20 protein-coding genes are annotated in these 25,749 nt (G+C 65.1%); 13 read left to right on the top strand and 7 right to left on the bottom strand.

All coding sequences use genetic code 11. The features are described from left to right. The first annotated feature begins 271 nt into the window (after positions 1 to 271). The 6 genes from PQQ53_RS07610 to PQQ53_RS07585 all read left to right on the top strand — a co-directional run bounded on the left by PQQ53_RS07610 (position 272) and on the right by PQQ53_RS07585 (position 8,091). The gene (locus tag PQQ53_RS07610) at positions 272 to 1,936 is read left to right on the top strand and encodes an ABC transporter substrate-binding protein (protein ID WP_408323588.1); all 1,665 of its coding nucleotides are present in this window, start codon (positions 272 to 274) and stop codon (positions 1,934 to 1,936) included. A gap of 31 nt (positions 1,937 to 1,967) precedes the next feature. Next, positions 1,968 to 2,978, top strand: a complete 1,011-nt coding sequence (locus tag PQQ53_RS07605; protein WP_408140629.1) for an ABC transporter permease — start codon at positions 1,968 to 1,970, stop codon at positions 2,976 to 2,978. After that, positions 2,975 to 3,841 (top strand): ABC transporter permease, encoded by an 867-nt coding sequence (locus PQQ53_RS07600; RefSeq protein ID WP_408140627.1) that lies wholly within the window; start codon positions 2,975 to 2,977, stop codon positions 3,839 to 3,841. Before PQQ53_RS07605 ends, PQQ53_RS07600 begins: the two co-directional genes overlap by 4 nt. Further along, the gene (locus PQQ53_RS07595; RefSeq protein ID WP_408323587.1) at positions 3,838 to 6,024 is read left to right on the top strand and encodes an ABC transporter ATP-binding protein; all 2,187 of its coding nucleotides are present in this window, start codon (positions 3,838 to 3,840) and stop codon (positions 6,022 to 6,024) included. Before PQQ53_RS07600 ends, PQQ53_RS07595 begins: the two co-directional genes overlap by 4 nt. Positions 6,025 to 6,501: 477 nt before the next feature. Then, a complete protein-coding gene (locus PQQ53_RS07590; RefSeq protein WP_408323586.1) occupies positions 6,502 to 7,254 on the top strand; it encodes a hypothetical protein in 753 nt (250 codons plus the stop codon). Between the two features lie 363 nt (positions 7,255 to 7,617). Beyond that, complete coding sequence (locus PQQ53_RS07585; RefSeq protein ID WP_408152432.1) at positions 7,618 to 8,091, top strand: hypothetical protein; 474 nt, start codon at positions 7,618 to 7,620, stop codon at positions 8,089 to 8,091. 56 nt (positions 8,092 to 8,147) lie between these two features. Here the strand turns inward: PQQ53_RS07585 and PQQ53_RS07580 are convergent, their stop codons facing one another. Then, positions 8,148 to 8,993, bottom strand: coding sequence for an aldo/keto reductase (locus PQQ53_RS07580; protein ID WP_408323585.1), 846 nt, complete (start codon positions 8,991 to 8,993; stop codon positions 8,148 to 8,150). A gap of 192 nt (positions 8,994 to 9,185) precedes the next feature. Here PQQ53_RS07580 and PQQ53_RS07575 point away from each other — a divergent pair, with 192 nt between their 5' ends. After that, positions 9,186 to 9,932, top strand: coding sequence for a GntR family transcriptional regulator (locus PQQ53_RS07575; protein WP_042321463.1), 747 nt, complete (start codon positions 9,186 to 9,188; stop codon positions 9,930 to 9,932). Positions 9,933 to 9,946: 14 nt separating this feature from the next. On the opposite strand, the gene PQQ53_RS07570 is transcribed toward PQQ53_RS07575, so the two are convergent. Continuing rightward, entirely contained in the window at positions 9,947 to 11,338 is a 1,392-nt protein-coding gene (locus tag PQQ53_RS07570; RefSeq protein WP_408323584.1) for a CoA transferase, read from the bottom strand. Positions 11,339 to 11,465: 127 nt separating this feature from the next. Between PQQ53_RS07570 and PQQ53_RS07565 the strand changes: the two genes are divergently transcribed. Then, complete coding sequence (locus PQQ53_RS07565; RefSeq protein ID WP_408152429.1) at positions 11,466 to 12,707, top strand: citrate/2-methylcitrate synthase; 1,242 nt, start codon at positions 11,466 to 11,468, stop codon at positions 12,705 to 12,707. Positions 12,708 to 12,760: 53 nt separating this feature from the next. Here PQQ53_RS07565 and PQQ53_RS07560 read toward each other — a convergent pair whose 3' ends face one another. Then, the gene (locus PQQ53_RS07560) at positions 12,761 to 13,066 is read right to left on the bottom strand and encodes a DUF2917 domain-containing protein (RefSeq protein ID WP_408152428.1); all 306 of its coding nucleotides are present in this window, start codon (positions 13,064 to 13,066) and stop codon (positions 12,761 to 12,763) included. 203 nt (positions 13,067 to 13,269) lie between these two features. Here PQQ53_RS07560 and PQQ53_RS07555 point away from each other — a divergent pair, with 203 nt between their 5' ends. The 3 genes from PQQ53_RS07555 (at position 13,270) to PQQ53_RS07545 (ending at position 17,797) form a co-directional block, all read left to right on the top strand. After that, positions 13,270 to 14,685, top strand: coding sequence for an aminotransferase-like domain-containing protein (locus PQQ53_RS07555; RefSeq protein WP_408140615.1), 1,416 nt, complete (start codon positions 13,270 to 13,272; stop codon positions 14,683 to 14,685). 140 nt (positions 14,686 to 14,825) lie between these two features. Continuing rightward, positions 14,826 to 16,286: a multidrug transporter subunit MdtD gene (mdtD, locus tag PQQ53_RS07550; protein ID WP_408323583.1), complete on the top strand. Its 1,461-nt coding sequence runs from the start codon at positions 14,826 to 14,828 to the stop codon at positions 16,284 to 16,286. 236 nt (positions 16,287 to 16,522) lie between these two features. Then, a complete protein-coding gene (locus tag PQQ53_RS07545) occupies positions 16,523 to 17,797 on the top strand; it encodes an EAL domain-containing protein (RefSeq protein ID WP_168664603.1) in 1,275 nt (424 codons plus the stop codon). Here PQQ53_RS07545 and PQQ53_RS07540 read toward each other — a convergent pair. Then, positions 17,753 to 18,736, bottom strand: a complete 984-nt coding sequence (locus tag PQQ53_RS07540; protein ID WP_408140611.1) for a sigma-70 family RNA polymerase sigma factor — start codon at positions 18,734 to 18,736, stop codon at positions 17,753 to 17,755. The genes PQQ53_RS07545 and PQQ53_RS07540 overlap by 45 nt on opposite strands. A gap of 271 nt (positions 18,737 to 19,007) precedes the next feature. On the opposite strand from PQQ53_RS07540, the gene clpP reads away from it, so the two are divergent. Next, entirely contained in the window at positions 19,008 to 19,655 is a 648-nt protein-coding gene (clpP, locus tag PQQ53_RS07535) for an ATP-dependent Clp endopeptidase proteolytic subunit ClpP (protein ID WP_408323582.1), read from the top strand. Between the two features lie 373 nt (positions 19,656 to 20,028). Then, positions 20,029 to 21,483: an NYN domain-containing protein gene (locus PQQ53_RS07530; RefSeq protein ID WP_408323581.1), complete on the top strand. Its 1,455-nt coding sequence runs from the start codon at positions 20,029 to 20,031 to the stop codon at positions 21,481 to 21,483. Between the two features lie 322 nt (positions 21,484 to 21,805). Here PQQ53_RS07530 and PQQ53_RS07525 read toward each other — a convergent pair whose 3' ends face one another. From PQQ53_RS07525 to xseA, 3 genes are all read right to left on the bottom strand, one after another. Beyond that, positions 21,806 to 22,378, bottom strand: coding sequence for a glycine zipper family protein (locus PQQ53_RS07525; RefSeq protein ID WP_408140605.1), 573 nt, complete (start codon positions 22,376 to 22,378; stop codon positions 21,806 to 21,808). A gap of 997 nt (positions 22,379 to 23,375) precedes the next feature. Further along, complete coding sequence (sodB, locus tag PQQ53_RS07520) at positions 23,376 to 23,954, bottom strand: superoxide dismutase [Fe] (protein WP_042321432.1); 579 nt, start codon at positions 23,952 to 23,954, stop codon at positions 23,376 to 23,378. Positions 23,955 to 24,173: 219 nt separating this feature from the next. Further along, entirely contained in the window at positions 24,174 to 25,553 is a 1,380-nt protein-coding gene (gene xseA / locus PQQ53_RS07515; RefSeq protein ID WP_408323580.1) for an exodeoxyribonuclease VII large subunit, read from the bottom strand. Positions 25,554 to 25,749: the final 196 nt, after the last annotated feature.

Here is a 25,749-nt window from a genome sequence, read left to right as displayed (position 1 = left end):
GCCATCGCATGGCCCGATGCGGCGCATGAACGTGCTCATGAAGCTGCTCATTACCCTGCATAAGCACCCGCGCGCGAATTCCACCTGCGCTGCAAGGCCGGCGTCGAACGTTGTGATGACGATACACAGCGGCTCTTTTATCGGCCAATCGGCCACCTCCGAGCGTCGCAGGCGCGCCAGACCCGCGAGCAATCGCTTACACTGAACCGGCTTTGCGCAGGCTTGCGCAGCTCTTCAGAACCGGCAACCGAACGGACTGGACTCTCCATCGATGAAAACTCCCGCGGACCGATTTCTCGCACTCGACGCAGCCCGCCTCACCGCCGACGCCCACGGCAACCACGCTATCGACGAATTCCTCACCGGCCGCATCACGCGCCGCGAGCTGCTGCGCCATGCAAGCGTAATCGGTTTGGCGCTCGCGGGCGGCGGCGTGCTGACTGCGCCGCGAGCACGAGCGCAAGGCGCGCCGGGTGCCGGCAACCAGACGATCCGCGTCGCCCACCTGACGCCCGCAGGCGCGGTCGATCCGCTCACCGTGACCGATGCCGCCAGTCTCGCGCTGCTGAACCAGACCGGCGAATTCCTGATCGACGACGACGGCGAAAAGCTGATGCTCAAACCCGCGCTCGCGTTGTCGTGGCAACCGAACGACAAGGGCGACGTGTGGACCTTCAAGCTGCGCCAAAACGTCAAGTTCCACGATGGCCAGCCGTTCACCGCGAAAGACGTGGCCGCCACGTTCGACCGTCTGGCCGATCCCGCGAGCGGGTCGGCGGCGCTCTCCGTGCTAAAGGGCGTGCTGTCGAAAGGCGGCGCGAAAGTCGTCGACGAGCACACGGTCGCGTTTCATCTCGATGCGCCGAACGGCAACTTCCCGTACTACGTCTCCTCGGACAATTACAACGCCGTGATCCTGCCCGCGAACTACGCAGGCGGTTATGAAAAGAGCTTCATCGGCACGGGTCCGTTCAGGTTCGAGAAGTATCAGCCGAAGGTCGGCGCGTCATTCGTACGCAATCCCGACTACTGGGGCGAGAAAGCGTTACCGCAACGCGTACAGTTTTCGTTCTACGCCGATCAGCAGGCCCAGCTGCTCGCTTTGCAAGGCCATCAGGCGGACGTGATGGGCACCTTCACCGTGCAGGGCGGCGCCGGCATTCTGAACAATCCCGACTACAAGGCCATCGGAGTGAAGTCGAGCGCGCATCGGCAGATTCACATGCGCAACGACACTCCGCTGTTCAAGGACAAGCGCGTGCGTGAAGCGCTGGCGTTGTCGCTCGATCGCGACGTGCTGGTGCGCGGCCTCTTCAAGGGGCGCGCACAACTCGGCAACGACAGTCCGTTCGCGCCGGTGTTTCCGTCATCGGATGCGGGCGTGCCGCAACGCAAGGTCGATATCGCGAAGGCAAAGCAGCTGCTCGCGCAAGCGGGCGTGCCCAACGGTTTCGACGTCACGCTGACCACCGAGAAGTACATGGAGATTCCCGACCTCGCGGTGGTCGTGCAGAACGCGGCGAAGGCGATCGGTGTGCGTATCAATCTGAAGGTCGAGAGTCAGTCGCTGTACTACGGCGCGGGCACGCCAGGCAAATCCGACTGGCTCGACTCGCCGCTCGGCATTACCGACTACGGCCATCGCGGCGTGCCGAACGTGTTTCTGAATGCGCCGCTCACGAGCACCGGCACGTGGAACGCCGCGCATTTCAGGAATCCGCAATACGATCAGCTGGTCGCGCAATTCGTCGCGGCGATCGACCTCGGCACGCAGAAGAAAATCTCCGGACAGATCCAGACGCTGCTGCTCGACGAAACGCCGGTCATCATTCCGTTCTTCTACGATCAGCTCATCGCGATGCGCAAAGGCGTAAACGGCGTGCGCTTCACCGCGCTCGCGCAACTCTATTTCGACCGCGCGGTGCTGAGCGCGTAAGCGCCGGCGCCGCCTTCGGCAGGAGCTTACGATGTCGGCCACGGCGTCCCCCTCCGCCCCCCGCGCATCGAACGGCAACGCGGGCCGCGTCGCGCGGTTTCTCGGCACGCGCGTGGGCTTGTCGTTGATCACGCTGTGGCTGTTGTCGGTGATCGTGTTCGCGGGCGGCCAGTTGCTGCCCGGCGACATCGGCCGCGCGGTGCTCGGGCCGCTCGCCGATGCGCAGGCAGTCGCCGCGCTCAATCATCAGCTCGGCGCGGACCGGCCGCTTTTCACGCAATACGTAGACTGGATCACGCATTTCGTGCGCGGCGACATGGGGCTCTCGTACGCGTATCGCGAGCCGGTCGGGCCGTTCATCGCCGACGCGCTCGCGCATTCGGCCAGGCTCGGGCTGCTCGCGTTCATCGTCGTCGTGCCGCTCGGCATTGCGGGCGGCGTGTGGTCGGCCATGCACGCGGGCCGCTGGCTCGACCGCACGATCAGCATCGCCGGGTTGTCGGCGACCGTGGTGCCGGAATTCGTTTCGTCGATCGTGCTGATTCTGGTGTTCGGCGTGTGGCTGCGCTGGCTGCCGATCGAAGCGTCGTATCCGCCGCAAGCGAGCGCGCTCGAACAGCTACGGCATCTGGTGCTGCCGGTACTGCCGCTGGTGCTGGTGTTCTTCGGCTACATCGCGAGAATGGCGCGCGCGGGCACCGTCGAAGCGCTCGACGCGGACTACACGCGCACTGCGATCCTCAAAGGTTTGCCGCGCCATGTCGTGATCTGGCGGCACGTGTTGCGCAATGCGCTGCTGCCGACCATCACGGTGGCGGCGACGCAGCTCGGCTACATGATCGGCGGGCTCGTGGTGGTCGAGACGCTGTTCCACTATCAGGGCATCGGCTCGCTGATCTACAACGCCGCCAAGGCCAAGGACTTTCCGATGCTCGAAGCGGGCGTGCTGACGATCGGCGTGGTCTACACGCTCGCCAATCTCGTCGCCGATGCGCTGCATGTGCTGCTCAATCCGCGGCTGCGCGTGAGGAGCGCGGAATGAGCACGCTCGCACCTCCCTCTCGAGCCGCGGCCACCGAACCGCGCTTCGATCAGCTGCGCCTCCTGCTGCGTTCGCCCACCTTCGTGGTGGGCGTGGTGATCGTCGCGTGGTGGATCGTCTGCGCGCTCGCCGGGCAGTGGATCGTGCGCCTCGATCCGTATGCGTCCGATCCGCTCAATTCGCTGCTGCCGCCCGACCATACGCACTGGTTCGGCACCGACCAGCTCGGCCGCGACGTGTTCTCGCGCGTAATCGTCGGCGCGCGCGACATCCTCACGATCGCGCCGCTCGCGACGCTGCTCGGCACGGCGGCGGGCACGGCGCTGGGTCTGATCGTCGGCTATTTCGAGGGCTGGGTGGACAACGTGGTCGGCCGCGCGATCGACGCGGTACTCGCGCTGCCGCTCGTGATCGTCGCGTTGCTCGCACTGGCGGCGGTCGGTGCGAGCAACGTCACGGTGATCCTCGTGATCGGCATCACCTTCACGCCGATCACCGCGCGCACCGTGCGCGCCGCCGTGTTCGCCGAACGGCATCTCGACTACGTGGCCGCCGCGCAACTGCGCGGCGAGCGCGCGCCGTACATCATGTTCGTCGAGATCCTGCCGAACGTGCTGCCGCCGATCATCGTCGAGGCGACCGTGCGCCTCGGCTATGCGATCTTCGCGGTCGCCACGCTGTCGTTTCTCGGCTTCGGTATTCAACCGCCGTCGGCCGACTGGGGGCTCGCGCTGTCCGAGTCGTACACGTTGATGGCGGGCGGCGCATGGTGGACCGTGGTGTTCTCGGCCGGCGCGATCGCGACGCTGGTGGTCGGCGTGAATCTGATCGCCGACAGCGTGCAAGGCGTGCTCGACCGATGAACACAACGCCGCCCTCCCCGTTCGCCGCCTTCGACGTGTCGAAAAGCGATCGCACCGATGCGCTCACGGTGGTCGGCCTGACCGTCACCTACCGGATTCGCGGACGCGATCGCGAAGTGCTGCAGGATGTCTCGTTTCGCGTGCGGCGCGGCGAAGCCTATGGGCTCGTCGGCGAGTCGGGCTGCGGCAAATCGACCGTCGCAATGGCGACGGTGCGCTATCTGCCGCGTAACGGCACGGTGAAGGCGGGCAAGATCATGATCGCCGGTGCTGACGTGCAGAAGCTCGATGCCGATGCGCTGCGCGAGCTGCGTGCCAACCGCATTTCAATGGTCTATCAGGACCCGGGGCGCGCATTGAACCCATCGCTGACGATCGCGCGGCAGGTCTCCGAAGCCTTCGAAGCCGCGGGCGCCACGCGCGAGGACGCACTGCACGGCGCGCTGGACATGCTCAAGCGTGTGCGCATTGCCGCGCCCGAACAGGTAATGGACAGCTATCCTCATCAATTATCGGGCGGCATGCAGCAGCGCGTGGTGATCGCGATGGCGCTCGCATCGAACCCCGCGCTGCTGATCCTCGACGAACCGACCACCGGGCTCGACGCCACCGTCGAAGCGGAAGTGCTCGACCTCGTCGCGCAGTTGCGCGAGGAACTCGGCACCGCCGTGCTCTTCATCAGCCACAACCTCGCGGTGATCGGGCGAATGTGCGAGCGCGTCGGCGTGCTCTACGCGGGCAAGCTCGTCGAAGAAGGCGCGACCCGCGATGTCTTCACGCGGCCGCGTCATCCCTACACGGTCGGGCTGTTGCGCTGCTTGCCCACGACCGGGCGCAGCAAGGACAGCGAGCGGCTCGATACGATCGCGGGCGGTTTGCCGTCACCGGGCTCGGTCACGCAGGGCTGCATTTACGCCGACCGCTGCCGTCTCGCCGACGAGCGCTGCCGCCGCGAAGCGCCGCCGCCGTACCGGCTCTCGGTCGCGCACGGCGATCAGATGTCGCGTTGCCACTACCATGAGCGCGCAATCGAGTTGCCGCGCGCGATGCCGGACGCACCGGTTGAAAGTCAACGCGGCTCGGTGGACGATTCATCGGCCACAGTCGTGCTACGCGCACGCAAACTGTCGAAGACGTTCCCCGTATCCGGCGCCTCGCTGCGCGCGCTCGACGATGTCTCGATCGACCTCGCCGGCGGCGAAACGCTCGGCCTCGTTGGCGAATCGGGCAGCGGCAAGACGACGCTCGCGAAGCTGATGCTCGGCCTGCTCACGCCCGATGCGGGCAGCGTGCTCGAACTCGACGGCGCGCCGCTCGCCGCGCGGGTCACACGACGCAGCGACGAGCAGGTGAAGTCGCTGCAGATCGTGTTCCAGAATCCCGACTCGGCGCTCAATCGCGCGCATTCGGTGAAGCGGCTGATCGGCCGCGCGCTGACGCGCCTCACCGGCTTGCGCGGCCCGGCGATCGACGCACGGCTCGCCGCGTTGACGTCGGCCGTGCGTTTGCCGGAGCGCTATCTCGACTCGCGCACGCGGCAGTTGTCGGGCGGCCTCAAGCAGCGCGTCGCGATTGCCCGCGCGTTTGCCGGCGAGCCGCGCGTGGTGGTCTGCGACGAGCCGACTTCCGCGCTCGATGTCTCCGTGCAGGCCGCGATCCTCAACCTGCTCGCCGACCTGCAACGCGAGCGCGGCGTCAGCTACGTGTTCATCTCGCATGACCTGCATGTGGTGCGCTATCTCGCGGATCGCATCGCCGTGCTGTATCTCGGCAGGCTCCTTGAAATCGGGCCGGCTGCGGCCGTGTTCGACGGGCCGCAGCATCCTTATACCGAGGCGCTGCTGTCGTCGGTGCCGACGCTCAATGCTCAGGACAAGCGGGCTCGCATCCGCTTGTCCGGCGATCTGCCGAGCGCGATCTCGCCGCCGTCGGGTTGCGTCTTTCACACACGCTGTCCGCGCAAGCTCGGTGCGATCTGCGAGCAGCAGGATCCGCCCTTTCTCGACGCCGACGCCGGTAACGGCAAGGGCGACGCTGCCCCATCGGCCGCGCATCGAATCCGCTGCCATATCCCCGTCGACACCTTGCGCGCGCTGCAAAGCGGCTCACGCGATGAGCTGCGCGAAGTTCCCGCCGACGACCACTCCCCTCACGCGCCGCAGAACGCCGGCCGCAACGCATAGCGCAGTAGACGGCGCCTTTGCGCCGACGCGTTTCATCCTCGAAACGTTTTCATGCGCTTTTTCAGCGTACGCATCGCACATCCCTATCGCACGCTTGCCGGCGCAAGGCTTCGCAACCAATGGCATGGATATCGCTAAGTGTCGTCCAGAAAGTCGAAGCCGAACGACTGCGAAGGAACACGGGATCTTCGCCTTAACAGGTTCGCTGCGAAGCGACGCACTGACCGCGAAGATCACGGCAACCATATCGCGGCGATGCATGCGAGTGCCGACATCGATGCAACGGCTACGCAGCACAGAAGACAACGACGGGTGGCTGTGTGGCATCGGCCACGCAGACCCGGGGCGCTGAGGTCCGCGTTCAGACAGGGCCGCCGCTGCGGGGTCAGCCTGGGAATGGCGGCAACGAGGTACCGTCGTTCCCTCGGGAGAGATGCGATTAGGACCAGAAAATTCGATCAGTACTACTGCGGGGTGATGCGCAGCGCTGTGATCGTCGCGGGCGTGATTGCACTGACGATCGAGTTCGCGTACCCGGCATCGATCGATGTGATCCCAAAGTGGATGGTGTCGACCGACGCGTCAGTGCCGGGCAGCAGCGAGCGAGGTCCAACGCAAGTCGCGCAGAGCGAAAGCGCGCCGCCGGATGCCGTGGCTACCGGCAGCGCGCTCGGCGACGCGACCGCCGCCGACGATGCCGCCGCGGTCTTCGTGCCGCGCGACTGCATCGGCACCGGTGTCGGCGGATGCCGTCGCCACGCGGGTGGCGGTGGCGGTGGCAACAACGGCGTGGCGAGCGCCAGCAATAGCGGATCGGGGTCGGGCGGCAGCGGCACTGGGGCTGGGGCGGCTGCCGCGGGACGAGGCGGCAGTTCCAGTGGAGGCGCAGGTGGGAGCGGCAAGGGGAATGGTGGCGGTGGAAGTAGCGGCGGTGGAAGTAGCAGTGGTGGAAGTAGCAGTGGTGGAAGTAGCGGCGGTGGAAGCAGCGGCGGTGGAAGCGGGAGCGGCTGCGGTTGCGGCGGCTCCAGCTGCGGCTCCAGCGGTGGCCCCGGCGGTGGCCAAGGCGGCGGCTTTGGTGGTGGTTTCGGCGGTGGTAAAGGCAGTGGCTCCGGTGGCGGTTTCGGCGGCGGCCTTGGCGGAGGCTTCGGCGGAGGCTTCGGCGGAGGTCACGGAGGCAAGGGTGGCGGCAGCGGCAACGGTGGCGGCAATGGCGGAGGGAACGGGCACTAGCAGGCGCCCGCTCCTGGGGCAGGGGTGCCCCCGCGCCCTGCTCTCCGCCGGCGTTATGCGCCGGGCATCGCGTCCGCTATCCGCTGGCATCGGCGGTGATGTCTCGATCCCCCGGTCGAGCGTCATCGCCCGAGGCCGGTCGCGAAAAGCGATTCTCGAAACGCGGCAGGCACGCTGTCATCTCCCGGACATCGTGCCGCCAGTCGCCCACCCATCGTCACGCGAACCTTCACACGAACCTGCACACGAACCGCGCCGCTCACGGCAGACGAACAAAACCGGCGGTCGCGCACCCGTGTTATGGAACCATTCCGGGGCGATCGCCTCATATCAAATTCAACGTTCGATATGAGGGCCTACAACATGCAACGAAACGTTCCTCCCTCCGCGGCACGCGCGGCCACCGGCCTGCTGATGGTTGCCGCTTTGGGCCTCGCATCGCTCGCTCATGCCCAAACACCGGCGCAACCTCCCGCCAAACCTCTGCCGCCGACCATGTCGCAGGCGGCGCCCCCGGTCGACCCCAGCTTCTCGGCCTACACGCTCGTGCAGATGTGCAAGCAAAGAAACGACAACGCCGCGCAAGGCCAATGCGTCGGCGCGATCCGCGGCATCATTCACGGCTATCAGTACGGCGTCCTATTCCTCGGCCAGCGCGCGGCACTGCCCGCCAACGAGACGCAGCGCGTGTCGCTGTGTCTGCGCGACATACCGGTGTCGTCGATCGTCGCCGATTTCCTCGCGGACGCCGCCCAGGTCGACGACGAGGCCCTCAAGCACACTCCCGCCGAAGTCGCCGTGCTGGGCTCCGTCCACATGCACCACGCCTGCACCTGAGCACCCCGCGCGGCGGGCCGCCGTGCCCCAGGCACTCGCGGCCGCGCTCACCCCATTTACAGCATCTCGAGCGCACGCTTGCTGCGCGGCGGTTTGAAATACGTGTCGAGAGCGGCAAGCTCGTCTGCGCTTAGCCGCAATTGCGATGCGCGATGGTTGTCGCGCACGTGCTCGATGCGGCCCGTCTTCGGAATCGCACACACGCCCGGCTTCAGCAACAGCCACGCGAGCGCCACCTGAAACACCGAGATGCCGCGCGCGTCGGCGATGTCGTCGAGCGGCGAGCGTTTCGGCAGGCGCGCGTGATCGACCGGGCTGTATGCCATCGCCGGCATCTTGCGTGCGGCGAGCCATGGCAGCAGATCGAACTCCGGTCCGCGGCGCGCGACGTTGTAGAGAATCTGATTGGTCGCGCACGCGTCGCCGCCCGGCGCGGCAAGCAGCTCTTCCATGTCGTCGGTGTCGAAGTTGCTGACGCCCCAATGCCGGATCTTTCCCGCCGCACGCAACGTCTCGAACGCCTGAACGGTTTCCGCGAGCGGCACCGAGCCGCGCCAGTGCAGCAGATACAGATCGAGCCGGTCTGTTTTCAAACGCTTCAGGCTCTGCTCGCACGCGGCGATCACACCGCGCCGGCTGGCGTTGTGCGGATACACCTTGCTGACCAGGAACACCTGGTCGCGCAAACCGGCCAGCGCTTCGCCGAGCAGCGTTTCGGTCGCGCCGTCGCCGTACATTTCCGCGGTATCGATCAGCGTCATGCCCAGTTCGATGCCGCAGCGCAACGCGGCAATTTCCGCCGCCCGCCGCGCCGGTGCTTCGCCCATTTCCCATGTGCCCTGCCCCAGTGCCGGGATGCGTTCGCCATCGGGCAGGCTCACGCTCGCGATATCGCTCGTCATACGGACTCCTCGAAGTGTCTGGATGCAAACCGATGCGGCGGCGCCACGTGCTGCTCGCGACGCCCCTACGAAAAATCATAGCGACGAGTTTAGCGGCTCGACGCGGCCGCGGCCGTGCCCCAGGCAAAAGTCCGCTATAACGGGACGCGCCGATGTCATAGAATTGCCGCTTGCCTATCTTGCGTAAGCCCCATGACCTCTGCCTCGGAAGACCGCTGGCGCGACCTGCGCCCGGACCCGGAAAACGACACGCCGCTTTATTTGCAACTTGCCCGCAAGCTCGGCAGCGCCATCCACGAAAACCGTTGGAATGCCGGTGAAGCGCTGCCTTCCGAGCGCGTACTGTCGGAAGCGCTGGGCGTATCGCGAATCACCTCGCGCAAGGCGATCGCGTTGCTGGTCGAACAGGGATTGATCCGCCGCACCCAGGGCGCGGGCAGTTTCATCACGCCGCGCTACGAAGATCCGCTGTCGCGTCTGTCGAGCTTCAGCGAAATGCTGCGGCGGCGCGGCTTTACGCCGAGCTCGAAATGGCTGTCGCGCGAGATTTCGCCGGCCAATCGCGACGAGGTCATTCAGCTCGGCCTGTCGCCGGCCGCGGCGGTAACGCGTCTGCGGCGCTTGCGGCTGGCCGACGGCATCGTGATGGCGGTGGAGAACTCCACGTTTCCGGCAGCGGTGATTCCCGATCCGCAAGCCATCGGCGATTCGCTGTACACCTACCTGGAAAATCGCGGCCTGACGATCGTGCGGGCGCTGCAGCACTTTCGCGCGGTGAATGCGAGCGAGGAGATCGCGCAGCAGATGAGCATCGCGCCGAACGAGGCGCTGCTGTTGATCACTCGCGTGGGCTACACCGCCGATCAGCGGGCGATCGAATTGACGGACACGTACTGCCGCAACGATTACTACGACTTTGTTGCGGAGTTGCGGAAGTAGCTGGCGAAGAGCCGTTACACCCACCTGGCTTCATGCGTGCCGACCCTCACAGGCGGCAACGCGTAAAAGGCGGGCGTCTCTTCCATCTCTTCCGCCGGCTGCACCCCCAGCACCCGGCCGAACTCCGACTGCACGGTCGCGACGCAATCCCGCACGTCGTCGAGGGTGACATCGGGGGTTCGCCAGCCGTCGGGGATCTGCCCAAAAGACTGCAACCACCGTCCCGTTTGCGCGAGCGAAACCCGCACGTGCCAGCTGCCGCCTTCGCTCGCGCGCCGCGTCAACGCGACCATTGCGCCGAACGCGGCCAGATAGCCGGTCGCATGATCGAGCGCCTGACACGGCAGATGCTTCGGCTCATCGCAGCCCGCCGCCTGCCGTTCGGCAAAGGCGATGCCGCTCGCCGACTGCACGAGGCTATCGAACCCGCGCCGCTGCGCCCAAGGTCCCTCGTGTCCATACGCGCACACCGACACATATACGATCCCCGGCCGCAACCGCGCCAGCTCTTCGGGACCGAAGCCGCGCGCCGCCAGCGCGCCTGGACGATACGCCTGCAGAAACACGTCGGCGTCACCGGCGAGGCCGAGCAAGGTCTCGCGCCCGCCCGCGTCGCGCAGATCGATGAGCGCCGAGCGCTTGCCGCGTCCGTTATCGATTACCAGCGGCGCGATGTTCGGCAGATGCGGCCCGTTGATCGTCAACACGTCCGCGCCATGATGCGCGAGCGCTCGCCCGGCCACCGGCCCCGCGATGATGCGCGACAGGTCCAGCACTCGCACCCTCTCCAGCGGCCGCTCCGCGCCGCTGGCGTGCGGCGGCTCGGCCGGCGCGTCGCCGATGCGCTCGATCTCGAACAGCGGCAATCCCGCAATCGCTTTTGCCTGGTCGAGCGCGGCCCATTCGTCCGGCGTGCGAATCAGCGCGGCGCACAGGCCCGCGTCGGCGAGCGTCTGATCGAGCACCGCGCCGTCCCAGCCGCGAATCGCGGTGGCCACCGCGGCGGGATCATTGCCGCAACCGAGCACCTTCAGCACACCCTGAAGGTGATGCGCAAAGTTCGTATGCAGTTGAATCCAGCGGCCGTCGCGTGTCTCGTAGAAACCCGTGACCGGATCGCGCAACGCCGGCGGCGGACCCTCGTCGACGCGCAAATAGCGTTCGCTGCGAAACGCCGCCAGCGCGCGCCGCATCTGCACCGACACGTGCTGCCTGCGGCCCGTGCGCAAGCGCTGGTATTCGGCCGCCGCGAGGCCGGTCGCGGCGATGGTCGCCGACGCAAGACTGCCGACCCGGTAGATCGATGGCAAGCCGGGGTCCGCGCCGCTCAGCGCCACCGAGCGCAGCGCGCTCGGGTCGCAACCGGCGACGGTCCAGATATGTTTGAGAGCGAGTTCGGGCGTCATGGCGTTCATACCGGAGCAGGTGGAAGTGAACCGCGAAGTGACCTGAGTCTAGAATTCCGACCCGCCGCAATCAATCTTGATTATGATAATCAATATATATTGATTTCTTCGGTTTCTCCGCATTCCCATGCCGACCACTACGTTCCTGAGCGCCACCGAAGCCGCCGCCACGCTCGGCATCAGCTTGCCCACGCTGTATGCGTACGTGAGCCGCGGCATGCTGAGTTCGTCGCCGGATGCACAAGGCAAGAACCGGCTCTACGACGCGGCCGAGGTGCGCCGCCTCGCGCGTCGCAAGGCGGACGGCAAGCGCGCCGGCAAGGTCGCGCAGAAGGTGCTGGACTGGGGCGTGCCGGTGCTCGAATCGTCGATCACACTGGTTGCCGACGGCCGCCTGCTGTATCGCGGCCACGATGCGATGGAACTGGCGCGCACTGCGTCGCTCGAGGACATGGCGGCGTTGCTGTGGGAGTGCAGCGCGCGGCGCATCGCCGAGGCGCCCGCCGTGCCGCTCGCCGCCGCACAGTGGGCTGCGTGGCTCAAGCTGTGGAGCGACAGCACGCCGCTCGATCGCGCGCTCGTGCTGCTGCCGGCCGCCGCTGCGCAAATGCCGCGCGTGTGGGCGCTCGGCCGCGATGCGCAGCTCGATACCGCCTGCGCCGTCATGCGGCTGCTGGCCGCCGCGATGATCTCGGCGGCGCCGTCGAACGAGCCGCTGCACCGGCAACTCGCTTCCGCGTGGCAGGTGCGCAACCGGCAGCAGGCCGGGCTGCTGCGCGCGGCGCTGGTTGCCTGCGCGGATCACGAGCTGAACGCGTCGACTTTCACGGTCCGCTGTATCACGTCGACGGGAACGCACCTGTTCGGCGCCGTGGCGGGAGGGCTCGCGGCCCTGGCGGGCCCGCGCCATGGCGGCGAGACGGTGCGGATCGCCGCGCTGCTCGAAGAAGCGTCGCGCGCGCCCGATCTCGATCGCTATCTGGCGAATCGCCTCACGCGCGACGAACCCGGCGCGCAGGGGCCGCTGCTGTCGGGCTTCGGCCATCCGCTTTATCCGGATGGCGATCCGCGAGCGCGGCTGCTGCTAGGAATGCTTGCCGACTGCGCGCCGGCGCGCTCGCCGCTTGGCGACGCGCTGCGGCTTGCGCGCACGGTGCGCGACACGACCGGCGCGGAACCGACCGTCGACTTCGCGCTCGCCGCGATCGAGCGCGTGCTGGGTCTGCCGGCCGGCGCCGCGTTCACGCTATTCGCGGTGGGCCGGGTCGTCGGCTGGATCGCTCATGCGATGGAACAGACGCGCGATGGACGGTTGATCCGGCCGAGGGCGCGGTACATCGGCGACTATGACGCGGCGGGTCCGGGCTGAGGATTGAGGATCGAGGTCGGCTGACAGGTCAACCGACGCTCGCCAAAGCGCTCTCAGGCCATGCCGAGCCAACGAGGCAAGCGGCCGAACGCCGGCAAACTCAGCCCCGGCTTCGGCGCCACTTGCTCGGAGCCGCTCGCCAGTGAAAAGCGCGCGCCGCCTTGGCCCGCGCTGATCCACGCGAGCGCCCGGCGCGGCAACTCGACCGACTCGCCCGCGGCGAGCCAGTGATCCTCGCTCCTGCCTTCGACGGTCAGCCAGATTTCGCCCGAGAGCACCTTGAAGGTCGACGGACGCACGACACGCCAGGCCGTCACGGGTTCGCCCTGTTCCAATTCGAAAATCCGCACTTCACGCATCGCCGTTCTCCTTCAAAGAACTTTTCTGTTGTATCGATTATTGACGTGCGATGATCGAATACCCATGCACAGTTCCGAACACTTTCAGTGGAACTGTTCAGTCGAAAAACCGGACAGTTGGGCGACTGATGCGTCATGAATCAGGCGCTTGCGCACTCGGCCACGCCTGGCAGCGTGTCATCCGGTTCGAAGGAAGCAAGTGCATGAAACTCGAAATCCAGCTCGATCGCGATAATGGCGTGCCGCTCACCGAACAGATCGTCGCGGGCGTCACCGCGTGGATCCGCTCGCGTACCGCGCATCCCGGCTCCAAGCTGCCGTCGATCCGCCAGTTCGCCGCCGACTTCGGCGTGAGCCGCTTTCCGGTGATCGAAGCGTATGACCGACTGGTGTCGCTCGGCTACGTCGATTCGCGCCACGGTTCGGGCTTTTACGTCGCCGACCGTCAGCCGGCGTCCACGCTTTGTCAGGGCGCATCGGACCCGCGCCGCGCCGAAGACGAATCGGGACATCTACTGCAGCAATTCAACCACCCTGGCGAAACGTTGAAGCTCGGCAGCGGCTTCATCCCTGAAAGCTGGCGCGATACGGACAGCCTCGCGCAAGCGATCCGCCACGTGTCGCGCACCGACCGGCAAAGCATGGTCGATTACGCGACGCCGCTCGGCAACCTGACTTTGCGCGAGCATCTGCAAAGCCGGATCGGACAGTTGGGCATTCAGGCGGACGCGTCGCAGATCCTCATCACCAACGGCGCGAGCCAGGCGCTCGATCTGCTGATGCGTTACATGCTCAAGCCCGGCGATACGATCTTTGTCGAAGACCCCGGCTACTACAACCTGTACGGCTTGCTGAAGCTGCACGGCGTGAAGCTGATCGGCATTCCGCGCACCCGCAACGGCCCCGACCTCGACGTCATGCAGGAGCAGCTCAAGTCGCATCGGCCGAGGCTGCTGTTCATCAATACCGTGTTCCACAACCCGACCGGCACCACGGTCGCGCCGCAAGTGGCCTTCCGGCTGCTGCAACTGGCGCGCGAGCACGGCTTCTCGATCATCGAGGACGACATCTACGCCGACTTCCAGACCGAGCTTACCGACCGCCTCGCCACGCTCGATCAGCTCGAGCACGTGATCTACGTGGGCGGCTTGTCGAAGACGCTGTCGTCGTCGCTGCGGATCGGCTGCGTGGTGGCGAGCCACGCGATCATCAAGGATCTGGTCGACATCAAGATGCTGACGAGCATCGGTTGCTCGCGCTTTGCGGAAGCGGTCGCGGTGTCGCTGCTGGAGCGCGGCGCGTACCGGAAATATCTGGAGCGCCTGCGTCGCCGCATGCGCGACGCGCTCGGCTCGACGATCCAGACACTCGAAGACGCGGGCTGGGACATTTTCGAGAAGCCTGTGGGCGGCAAGTTCGTGTGGGCGCGCGTGCCGCATGTCGCCGATGCCGAACGGCTCGTGGCATGCGGTACGCCGCTTGGGGTGACGGTGGTGCCGGGCAGCTACTTCCGTCCCAATATGGAGACAAGCCCGTGGATCAGGATTCATGTGGCGTTTGGTAATGAGCCGCGGGCGCAGGCGTTTTTTCACGCGGCGGCGGCGTTGGAGCGGGCCTGAGCACCTCCCTCCTATCGCGTCCCAAGGCCCACGCTCAACGCCTCTCTCCCGCCACGCACCCCCCTTCTTCGAGTGCGCTGCGCCACGCTTTTCCCTAGAATAGCGAGTCCCTGCCCGTCCTGCGCGCCCAGCCGCCCTCCATGTCCACGACGCCGACTCCGCCCGCCTCCGCTGTCAACGCCCCCTCGGGACCTTCGGCCCGCTCCCTCACCGTGATGCTGTGGCTCGTCGCCACCGGCTTCTTCATGCAGACGCTCGACTCGACCATCGTCAACACCGCGCTCCCCGCGATGGCGACGAGCCTCGGCGAGTTGCCGCTGCGCATGCAATCGGTAGTGATCGCCTATTCGCTGACGATGGCGGTGATGATCCCCGTATCCGGCTGGCTCGCCGACAAACTCGGGACGCGACGCGTGTTCTTCAGCGCGATCCTCGTGTTCGCGGTCGGTTCGCTGCTGTGCGCGAACGCGCATACGCTGAACGAGCTGGTGTTCTTCCGCATCCTGCAAGGCGTGGGCGGCGCGATGCTGCTGCCGGTCGGACGGCTCGCGGTGCTGCGTACCTTTCCGGCGGAACGCTATCTGGCAGCGCTGTCGTTCGTCGCGATTCCTGGGCTGATCGGACCGCTGATCGGTCCTACACTCGGCGGCTGGCTCGTGAAGATCGCCTCGTGGCACTGGATCTTTCTGATCAACGTGCCAGTGGGGATCGTGGGCTGCATCGCCACATTCATCTTCATGCCGGATAGCCGCAACGAACACACCGGCAAGTTCGACATGAAAGGCTACCTGCTGCTGATCGTCGGCATGGTGGCAATTTCCTTCGCGCTCGACGGGCGCACCGAGTTCGGCATTCAGCACGCAACGGTGCTGGTGCTGCTGATCCTGAGCCTCGCCTGTTTCGTCGCCTACGCGTTGCATGCGGTGCGCGAACCCGCGCCAATCTTCCCGCTCGACCTCTTCAAGATCCACACGTTCAGCGTCGGCCTGCTCGGCAATCTGTTCGCGCGGATCGGCAGCGGTTCGATGCCCTACCTGATCCCTCTGTTGTTGCAGGTGAGCCTCGGCTACAGCGCATTCGAAGCCGGCCTGATGATGCTGCCGGTGGCCGCCGCCGGCATGGCGTCCAAACGCCTCGTGACGAAGCTGATCGTGCGCTACAGCTATCGGCGCGTGTTGATCACCAACACGGTACTGGTCGGCCTGGTCATGGCGAGTTTCGCACTGACCAGCGCGAATCAGCCGCTGTGGCTGCGGCTCGTGCAACTGGCAGTCTTCGGCGCCGTCAACTCGATCCAGTTCACCGCGATGAACACGCTGACGCTCAAGGACCTGGGCACCGGCGGTGCAAGCAGCGGCAACAGCCTGTTTTCGCTGGTCCAGATGCTGTCGATGAGTCTCGGGGTGACCGTTGCCGGCGCGCTGCTCGCGACCTTCACCGGCCTGTTGCAGCGGGTGACCGCGATCAACTCGTTGCCCGCGTTTCATGCGACGTTCCTGTGTGTCGGCATCATCACCGCGTGCTCGTCGTGGATCTTCGCGCAACTGTCGCCGGACATCCGCACCCCGGCGAAAAAGACCGATCCGTCAGAGCGGACCTGACATGCATCGCGCCCGTCGCCGACCCGCAACGGGGCGCAACCCGCACCAGCGAAGTGCGAGGCGTCGCGTTCGCACCCGGGCTGACGCACAATCGTCTTATCAGCACGCGGCTGCGACACGCGCAGGCTGTGTTTCCGCATGCGCATAGTTCTTGCTCGCCTATCCTGTAAACTCTCGTTTTGCGCGCGCATTCGTATCGAGCCGCAGCGCGCCGCCCACTCCATACGACCGACATGATGAGCATGATCGAACTCGATCCTCCCGGCTTCCAGCCGCCGCGCCCGATGGCCGGCGACGAAGGCTCCCGGCGCACCGTTCTGTATGGCGGCTATACCGTCTTCAGCGTGTTTCAGCCGGTTTTCTCGGTGTCGCACCGGCGCGCGATCGGCTACCATGCGTCGCTGCGGGCCCACGACGAACATGCGCAGCAAGTGCCCTCCCACGAGGTGTTCACGCAGGCCGCGCGGCGCGGCGACCTGTTGGAACTCGGCCGGTTGGCCGAATCGCTGCATCTCGGCAATTTCAACGCGTTCGACAGCCACGATGAGTGGCTCTTCCTGAGTCTGCACCCGGCCGCGCTGATGGACACCAGCTATGGCGATGCGCTGCTGGCCGGTCTTAAGGCGCTCGGCCTGCCGCCGCAACGTGTGGTGCTCGAAGTGTCCGAGCAGGCGGGCGGCGAAACCACGCGCTTCGCTGAAATCATCGACTCGCTGCGCAAATCCGGTTTTCTGATCGCGCTCGACGGCTTCGGCGCGAAACATTCGAACATCGACCGCGTGTGGAATCTGCGTCCGGACATCGTCACACTCGACCGCTGCATCCTCGCGCAAGCCAGCGAACACTCGCATATCGAACGCGTGCTGCCGGGTCTCGTCTCGCTGCTGCACGAGTCCGGGCAACTGGTGCTGATGGGCGGCCTGAGCACCGAGCGCGACGCGCTGATCGCGCTCGAATGCAACGTGGACTTCGTGCAGGGCGCATTCTTCGCGGGTCCGAGCGTCGAGCCGGTCAAGCCGCAAGCCGCGGCCGGCCTGATGGACTCGCTCTCGGCCGCGTTGCGCGAACGGGTCACCGCACGCCAACGCGCGCAATCCGCGCGCCTCGCGCCCTACGTCACGGCGCTGGAGACAGCCGCCGCACAACTGATGGCCGGCGAGTCGATCGCCCACGCTACCGCCCCATTGCTGTTGCTCGGAGAAACTGCACGCTGCTTCGTGCTCGACGGTTCGGGCCGGCAGATCGGCGACAACGTGCTGCCGCCCGGACGCACGTCGCAACGCGCGAAGCGTTTCCGGCCGTTGTTGCATTCGGAAGGCGCCAGTTGGGAACGCCGGCCTTACTTTATCCAGGCGATGCGCGTGCCCGGCCAGGTACATCTCACGCCGCCTTATCTGTCGATCAACGAAGCGCATCTGTGTGTCACCGCCTCGATCGCCGCGCATACGCCGCATGGCACGCAAGTGCTATGCGTCGACATCAACTGGGAACTCGCGGCGCATCGCAACTGAAGGCGCCGGGTACCGCCGGATGCGCGAGAGCAACTGCGCGACGGCGGCACGGCCCAGCACCCGGTTGGCAGCTTGCAAGCGCGTGGCGCTGGTCACGATGCGCAGTGCGATGATCTTTGTCGTGCCATCCGCCACGCCGTTCGTCCACACGTCGAGCACGCCGACGACGTCGCCTTCGAAGAACAGGGCGACACACATATTCCCTTCGATCGACACCACCTCGGCATTGCTCGCCTGCTGCGCAAGCGACGTGACCGTGTCCACCCACTCTGCCGCTGCCGGCTCGCGAGCGCATGCAGGCGCGCACACGGTCGCGTCGCTGACAACATCAGGCGTGTCGCTGAAGAGCCGCAGCAGCCCCGTCCGATCCTGCGCCTCCAGCGCCGCGCGCAAGCGCTCGACGATGCGCGCATGCGCGACGGGGTCGGTCCGCTCCAACGGCGCGCCTGCGCGCTGCAAACGCGCTTTGGCCCGGTGGACGATCTGCCGGCAACTGGCCGGTGTGCGCTCGAGAATTTTTGCGATTTCCGCGTAATCGCAATCGAAGGCTTCGTGCAGCACGAACGCCGCGCGCTCGTCGGGCTTCAGGCGTTCGAGCAGCAGCATCACGCCGTAGGACATTTCCGCCGCCCGCAACGCGAGTTCCTCCGCCGACGGCGCCATCTCGTCGAGCCACGGTTCCGGCAGCCAGCCCGCGGCCTGCGAGCGTTCGCGCTGCACGTGCCGCAGACGGTCGATCGCCGTGCGCGTGGCGATCGTGGTGAGCCAGGCGGCCGGGGTTTGCACTGCGCGCGTGTCTGCGAGTTGCCATTTGAGCCAGACGTCCTGCACCACGTCTTCCGCTTCGGCGCGGCTGCCGAGCATACGGTACGCCAGCGCGAGCAGGCGGGCGCGGACGGCCTCGAAACTGGATGCCTTATTGATTCCATGTTCCGTCATACGTAGACCTCCAGATCGTGCGTGGTGAAAAAGCGCGCCTTACCTGCCTGCGGGACTGTCGAGGCGCTCGCCATAGACTGCATTCTTTTCTGCTTGACGCACGAGCACATGCCGATGTGACAGCGCGGCGCAAAAATATTCCTGTCACGCGGCCACGGGCTGCTTCGTCAAATGAGCAACAACCGGCGCATAGGGCGCGCGGTTTGTGAACCAGCCGCCGCAATCGGCATTCATCGGCTGTTCGTGCCGCACCGCCAATTACAGGACACCTATGCACTCGATCCATCCATCCGTCACCGGTCTCGGCCTCGTTCCCACTGTGATCGAACAGTCGGGGCGTGGCGAGCGTGCGTACGACATTTACTCCCGTTTGCTGCGCGAGCGCATCGTATTTCTGGTCGGGCCGGTCAACGAACAATCTGCCAGTCTGATTGTCGCCCAGTTGCTGTTTCTGGAATCCGAAAATCCCGACAAGGATATTTCCTTTTATATCAACTCGCCAGGCGGCTCGGTGTACGACGGCCTGGCGATTTACGACACCATGCAGTTCATCAAGCCCGAGGTGTCGACGTTGTGTACCGGCTTTGCCGCGAGCATGGGAACGTTCCTGCTGAGCGCAGGCCAGCGCGGCAAGCGGTATGCGCTGCCGAACGCGCGCATCATGATTCACCAGCCCTCCGGCGGCAGCCAGGGCACGGCGGCGGACGTCGAGATTCAGGCGAAGGAAGTGCTGTATCTGCGAGCGCGCCTGAACGCCATGATGGCCGAGCGCACCGGGCGCAGCATCGAGGAAATCGTGCGCGACACGGACCGCGACAATTTCATGTCGGCGCTTGAAGCCAAGGGGTATGGCTTGATCGACGGCGTGCTGGAAACGCGCGCAGGGCTGGGCGAAACACTACGGCGGCGCGACATGTAGCAGCGCTCACCCGTCACCTTTCTGACTTTCAAAAAAGGTCCGGGAGTCAAAGCTCGTGTTCGGCGTCCTCTCGCATTTCCGCCACGGTGGAGGTGCCTCCGTTCGCAGGCGCCCCGAGCGCGCAAGCACGCCGCTTCCATTTCATACAAGCAAACTCAATGCGCCATTCAAACCCGTTCCGCTCAACTCGCTCGAGCACCACGCGCGCTCCTCGTTACAGGAACAGGCGCTGGCGTCCGCCCTGACCACCCGCGCGACCGCTTTTTTTCTGTCCGGTCGGTGCGGCGAGAACACAAAAGCTGCTCACCTTCGCTGGAATCGCTATCATGGTCGCGATCCGTCGAATTCGACGATCGCTTCAATGGAGATATACATGGCGTCATCCAACGAAAACGTCAGCATGGCGCTATTCTGCGACTTCGAAAACGTCGCGCTCGGCGTGCGCGACGCAAAGTACGACAAGTTCGATATCAAGCTGGTGCTCGAACGTCTGCTGCTCAAGGGCAGCATTGTCGTCAAGAAGGCGTATTGCGACTGGGATCGCTACAAGAGTTTCAAAGGCGCGATGCACGAGGCCAATTTCGAGTTGATCGAGATACCGCACGTGCGCCAATCAGGCAAGAATTCCGCGGATATCCGGCTCGTGGTCGACGCGCTCGACCTCTGCTATACGAAATCGCACGTCAATACGTTCGTCATCATCAGCGGCGATTCGGATTTTTCGCCGCTAGTGTCGAAGCTGCGCGAGAACGCCAAGCAGGTGATCGGTGTTGGCGTACAGCAATCCACGTCCGACCTGCTGATCGCTAACTGCGACGAGTTCTTCTTTTACGACGACCTCGTGCGAGAAAGCCAGCGTGCGGTCGTGAAGCGCGAGTCGGCGCGCCCGCAGCAAAACGCTCAGCAAACGGCCAAACGCGCGCCCGATGAAGACAAGAGCCGCCACAAGGAGGATCTGGAAAAACGCCGTACCAAGGCAGTCGAGATCGCGGTGCAAACCTTCGATGCGCTAGCGTCCGAACGTGGCGACAGCGGCAAGATCTGGGCATCCGTGTTGAAGAACGCAATCAAGCGCCGCAAACCGGATTTCAACGAGACGTACTACGGTTTTCGCGCGTTCGGCAATCTGCTGGAAGAGGCGCATGCGCGTGGGCTGCTCGAGTTTGGCCGCGATGAAAAGTCCGGGGCGTACGTGTACCGCAGCACGGCGGCGGGCGCGGCGGGCGAAAGCGTAAATGAGCCTGGCGAATCCGAATCGGCCGAACAGTTGTATGAGACGCAGGTTGCCGAAACGTCGGTTGCCGCTGTCGAGCCTGCGGGCAAGCACGAGGCGCGTCGCAGAGGGCGCGGTAATCGCAAGTCGGCACGTGGTCAGCAGGAAGCCGCTCAGGAAGAGCGAGCCGCCGTTGAGCGAGCAGGTCACGGGCAAGCTTGGGAGAACGAGGCACTAGCACGCGAGCCGGAGCAGCATCAGGCACCGTCGGCCAGTGCGCCCCATGTCGAATGGCCGGAAGCCACTTTGGCAGAACCGCGGAACAACGCTGCTGAGCCGAATGCGGTCGGTGGCAATGACAACGCTGCGGAAGCGGACGGCAATCAGGCCGAGCGTCGCAAGACACGCGCGCCGCGCAAGACCGCCGCGAAGCGAGCGAAGAAAAGCACGCCTCGAACGATCGATGACGCGCCCGAGATCGCCGCGCCAGTTGAAGCACCGGCACCGGTTGTCGACACAGAGGAAGCTCCTGTAGCCGCCAGGAAGGCAGCGCGTAAGGCCGCGCCGCGTAGCCGTCGTCCGCGTAAGACAGCGGCGACGAGCGAAACGGAGTAAGTGGCGCACATTGCGTGAATCATGCTGATTAGCTCGATGCGGACCATCGCAATGCGCATGCGGCGGAACATCGTACGCATTAAGCACAAAGCCCCTGCTCATCACGAGCAGGGGCTTTGCAGCGCTGATCCACTATGTGCCCGTCGCGCAAAGAAAACGCAGGCACGTCCCCAGCCAAACGAAGTTCGACGTCCATTGCCAAAGCGACAAGCAACCATAAGCGCTAATTTTTCCAGAACCGCCATCGCCCCATTTCCCCTGCTGGTGTCAACGGGCCGGATATGCCGTCGAACCACCATCAATAAGACTCAGCAGAACGAGTTCAGTAGTACGGATAAGGTGCATACATAACCGGCGGTGGCGCGACGTATCCCGGCGGCGGCGCATAGTAAGGCTGCGGCGCGACGTACACCGGTTGCGGCGCGGCGTAATACGGCCGCGGCTGCGCGATCGTGTCACCCTTCGAGGTCATGCACTGCGCGTAAGCGGCGTCATAGTGCGCCTGCAAGCCGGCCGCGGAATACTCCGCACTATTCGCGCCGTTCGCGCCACCGATCAGCAGTCCGCTGCCCGCGCCAATCGCCGCGCCCGCGCCTGCATTGCCGGCCGCCGCACCGAGCAGCGCGCCAATTGCCGCGCCGCCAAACGTGCCCAGCGCCGCGCTGTTCACGCTATTCGTGGTGGCCGCCTGCGCGGCCCCGGACGAGTTAGTGGAACGGTTTGCGTAATCGCGGCATGCATAGTCGTTTTGCTGGAACTGTTCAAGCGATTCGCCACTGTGCGGCAGCGCGACGATGCTCGGGCCGCTCGGCGGCATCACCGCGCAGCCGCCGAGTGCAAGCGCAACAACGGCGGCGGGTATCGCCATACTTATCGATTTAGTGCTGGACATCATGCGGGTGCATTTCGAAATGGGAATTCAAACGTTAAGCCAATCGGTGCAATCCATGGTTACCGGATAGTTACAGAAAGTTTTTCGCCAAGCCGTGCGCCGCGGCCGGTGAATCGAGAGCGTGTCTCGCATCGCGCACGGCGTCGCCGGTGTTAAATCGGGTAACGCTTGTAAGCGCGCTGGCAATCAAATTTCGCGTCGAGTCGCCTAGACTCGCTTGCCACGCTACTGCGCAAACCCACCTGCCGCAAGAGCCGGTCCCGGTGACGCGCGGGGCTCGACTATACGCGCACTCGCAGCATGCGGCTATTGCTGCGTGTCCATAAAAGAAAGGATGACTCAATGAACCGTCTGGCTTTGACTGTCGGCATGATTTGCGCCGCCTGCGTATCGTCCGTCTTTGCGCAGTCGGATTTGAGCTTGCCTGCCGATGCGATTCAGCAGCCGGCTACGACATTTCCGAGCGCGGCCATCGCGCAGAATTTCCAGTACATGAACCATCCGCCGCCGCCTGCGCCCACTAGTCCGGTGGCGCCGCCTGGCGGCGGTCGCGGTCATCGGCATCGGCAGACGTCGAGCAATTCGGAGGGGGACGGCGGAGCATCGACACCGCCATGATCCATCCACCTGCGAGGCCTGGCAAGGCCGAAACGGCCATGTGATGCACGTCGTTGACGCGCAGCGTCGCCGTTACCAGGGGTGACAAAAACGGGTTTTCAACTCAGCCTTAAAAGTCGCGAGCGCGCTGGTCAATTTAACGATTGCCGAACTCAGTCAAGTCACCGAGCCGGGGAATCAACACTCCACGGCCAGGAGCCGCCAGCAACGCCACGCGAACACGGCCCACCCCATCATTTCAAGGCTCGAAAAAAGAAAAGCCCTCACTGCGGAGGGCTTTCGTTTTTCGCAACAGTTGCCATCGCTACGACAGCATCGAATTCATATCGGCCGAATGCAATCAGGCGACACGAATCCGCCCGTCACGCGGCAACCGGCAACCTTACGCGAAGTTCTTCGACGCGAATTCCCAGTTGACGATGTTCCAGTACGCTTCGACGAATTTCGGACGCGCATTGCGGTAGTCGATGTAGTACGCGTGTTCCCACACGTCGATCGTCAGCAGCGCCTTGGCATCCGTGGTCAGCGGCGTAGCGGCGTTGCTCGTCGACACGAGGTCGAGCGAACCGTCGGCCTTCTTCACGAGCCATGCCCAGCCCGAGCCGAACGTGCCGACTGCGGTCTTCGCGAATTCTTCCTTGAACTTGTCGAACGAACCCCACTTGGCGTTGATCGCGTCAGCCAGCGCACCGGTCGGTGCACCGCCACCTTGCGGCGAGAGGCTGTTCCAGAAGAACGTGTGGTTCCACACCTGAGCCGAGTTGTTGAACACGCCGCCCGACGACTTCTTGACGATCTCTTCCAGCGACAGGTTTTCGAACTCCGTGCCCTTGATCAGATTGTTCAGGTTGGTCACATAGGTCTGGTGATGCTTGCCGTAGTGAAACTCGAGCGTCTCTTCCGACATATGCGGAGCGAGTGCGTTTTTCGCGAACGGCAGCGGCGGGAGCGTATGTTCCATGGTGCTTTCCTTCTGTCTGTATCTGTTGTGGGGGAGTCTGCGGATAACGCTTAAGAGCACTCGATTGTAGGCGAGTTGGAATAACCCCGCAAACCAACGGACTTTACGCCCGGCAGCGGAAAACAGCCCGCACGCATGGCGTAAACAATGCGTTCGCACGGCGCGTGCCCGGGTCACCCGCAAGTCGCATCGACGGCTGTCGCGGGTGTCGGCGAAGTGTCAGAAACCGTCGGTGAGACGCGCTTGCACGTCGGCCAGCGCGATGTCGGCCGAGCCTTCGGCGAGATGCACGGTCAGGCGCCGCCCCGGTCGCAACGACGATGGCGCGCGCACCGCACGACCGCTCTGCGCGTCGATCATCGCGGCATAACCCCGCTCCAGCGTGCGCTGCGGACTCAGCACTTCGAGCCGCGCGGCGAGCGTGTCGATCCGCGCAACCTGACGCTCGTGCTGGCGCAACAAGGCCGCGTCCAGACGTTGCGCAAGATTGCCGAGCTTCGTCCGATGCGCGGCGAGGTCCGGACGCCAACGCTGCCAGCGCATCTGTAGCAGCGAAAAACGCGCTCGCGCGTCACGCACCGGACGCGCGCCGGCCGACGCGAGCCGCACGCTCAATTGCTGCAGATGCGAGCGTTGCCGCGTGAGCCGCTCCGCCGGCGACACGAGACGGCGTGCGAGCCAGTCGAGTTGCTGCGCACGCCGCTCCATCATGCGGCCGAAGCCGCGCGCGAGCGTCGCGTGGCGGTGATCGAGTTCGCGCAGCAGCAGCACGCGCTGCGGGCTGACGAGTTCGGCGGCGCCGGTCGGCGTCGGCGCGCGCACGTCGGCAGCGAAATCGGCGATCGTGAAATCGGTTTCGTGGCCGACGCCGCTCACCACGGGAATCACGCTTTCCGCGATCGCACGCGCCAGCACTTCTTCGTTGAAAGCCCACAGGTCTTCGATCGAACCACCGCCGCGGCACACGATCAGCACGTCGACTTCGCGTCGCGCGCCGGCCGCCTCGACCATCGCCGCGAGCTTGCCGCTGACGCCCACGCCCTGCACGGGCGCGGGATAAACGATCACCGGAATGTGCGGCGCACGGCGCGCCAGCGTGGTCAGCACGTCACGCAGCGCCGCGGCCTGCAACGATGTCACGATGCCGATCGCCCGCGGATGGGTCGGCAACGCGCGCTTGCGCTCGGCGGCAAAGAGCCCCTCGGCTTCGAGCTGCGCCTTCAGCCTGAGAAACGCTTCGTACAGCCGCCCCTGACCGGTACGGCGCACCGCCTCCACGTTCAGTTGCAGTTCGCCGCGTGGCTCGTACATCGTGACGAGCGCACGGACTTCAATGCGGTCGCCTTCGCGCGGCGTGAACTCGGCGTATTGAGCCCGTCCGCGGAACATCACGCAGCGCATTTGCGCCTGCGCGTCCTTGATCGAGAAATACCAGTGGCCGCTCGCGGCGCGGGTGAAGTTGGACACTTCGCCGGCCACCCAGACGAGCGGAAACGACCGTTCGAGCATCGTGCCGATCGCGCGATTGAGCGCGGAAACGGGAACGACGACCTCACCGCCGGGCGCTGCCGACGAAGAAAAAGGACTTTCGGGATTCATGCGAGGGAATATCTGTGACTGGCCGGACAGACGATAGACCGACTGGCTATCGGCGTCCAGCATAGTCGCTGAATTGTTAAAAGTGTCCACATGGCGGGAGTCGCCAGACAGAACCCGCCAGATCTCCCACCAGCGCGCATGGATTTCAGGCATAGCGTTGATTTATATGGCGTTTATAACTGGGCAACAGCGACAC

Origin of the sequence: Paraburkholderia strydomiana, assembly GCF_046030495.1 — a bacterium.
GTDB lineage: Bacteria > Pseudomonadota > Gammaproteobacteria > Burkholderiales > Burkholderiaceae > Paraburkholderia > Paraburkholderia strydomiana_A.
Note: the sequence above shows the minus strand (reverse complement) of the source record. Positions and strands in the feature narration are given on the sequence as shown.

Excerpts from the sequence above, each read along its gene's own strand:
- PQQ53_RS07560 (WP_408152428.1), bottom strand. The coding sequence starts at position 13,066 with ATGCGTGAAGTGCGGATTTTCGAATTGGAACAGGGCGAACCCGTGACG.
- PQQ53_RS07570 (WP_408323584.1), bottom strand. The coding sequence starts at position 11,338 with ATGACGCCCGAACTCGCTCTCAAACATATCTGGACCGTCGCCGGTTGC.
- sodB (WP_042321432.1), bottom strand. The coding sequence starts at position 23,954 with ATGGAACATACGCTCCCGCCGCTGCCGTTCGCGAAAAACGCACTCGCT.
- PQQ53_RS07590 (WP_408323586.1), top strand. The coding sequence starts at position 6,502 with ATGCGCAGCGCTGTGATCGTCGCGGGCGTGATTGCACTGACGATCGAG.
- PQQ53_RS07530 (WP_408323581.1), top strand. The coding sequence starts at position 20,029 with ATGGCGTCATCCAACGAAAACGTCAGCATGGCGCTATTCTGCGACTTC.
- PQQ53_RS07575 (WP_042321463.1), top strand. The coding sequence starts at position 9,186 with ATGACCTCTGCCTCGGAAGACCGCTGGCGCGACCTGCGCCCGGACCCG.
- PQQ53_RS07600 (WP_408140627.1), top strand. The coding sequence starts at position 2,975 with ATGAGCACGCTCGCACCTCCCTCTCGAGCCGCGGCCACCGAACCGCGC.
- PQQ53_RS07540 (WP_408140611.1), bottom strand. The coding sequence starts at position 18,736 with ATGACGGAACATGGAATCAATAAGGCATCCAGTTTCGAGGCCGTCCGC.
- PQQ53_RS07595 (WP_408323587.1), top strand. The coding sequence starts at position 3,838 with ATGAACACAACGCCGCCCTCCCCGTTCGCCGCCTTCGACGTGTCGAAA.
- PQQ53_RS07580 (WP_408323585.1), bottom strand. The coding sequence starts at position 8,993 with ATGACGAGCGATATCGCGAGCGTGAGCCTGCCCGATGGCGAACGCATC.
- PQQ53_RS07525 (WP_408140605.1), bottom strand. The coding sequence starts at position 22,378 with ATGATGTCCAGCACTAAATCGATAAGTATGGCGATACCCGCCGCCGTT.
- PQQ53_RS07585 (WP_408152432.1), top strand. The coding sequence starts at position 7,618 with ATGCAACGAAACGTTCCTCCCTCCGCGGCACGCGCGGCCACCGGCCTG.
- mdtD (WP_408323583.1), top strand. The coding sequence starts at position 14,826 with ATGTCCACGACGCCGACTCCGCCCGCCTCCGCTGTCAACGCCCCCTCG.
- PQQ53_RS07610 (WP_408323588.1), top strand. The coding sequence starts at position 272 with ATGAAAACTCCCGCGGACCGATTTCTCGCACTCGACGCAGCCCGCCTC.
- PQQ53_RS07545 (WP_168664603.1), top strand. The coding sequence starts at position 16,523 with ATGAGCATGATCGAACTCGATCCTCCCGGCTTCCAGCCGCCGCGCCCG.
- clpP (WP_408323582.1), top strand. The coding sequence starts at position 19,008 with ATGCACTCGATCCATCCATCCGTCACCGGTCTCGGCCTCGTTCCCACT.
- PQQ53_RS07605 (WP_408140629.1), top strand. The coding sequence starts at position 1,968 with ATGTCGGCCACGGCGTCCCCCTCCGCCCCCCGCGCATCGAACGGCAAC.
- PQQ53_RS07565 (WP_408152429.1), top strand. The coding sequence starts at position 11,466 with ATGCCGACCACTACGTTCCTGAGCGCCACCGAAGCCGCCGCCACGCTC.
- PQQ53_RS07555 (WP_408140615.1), top strand. The coding sequence starts at position 13,270 with ATGAAACTCGAAATCCAGCTCGATCGCGATAATGGCGTGCCGCTCACC.
- xseA (WP_408323580.1), bottom strand. The coding sequence starts at position 25,553 with ATGAATCCCGAAAGTCCTTTTTCTTCGTCGGCAGCGCCCGGCGGTGAG.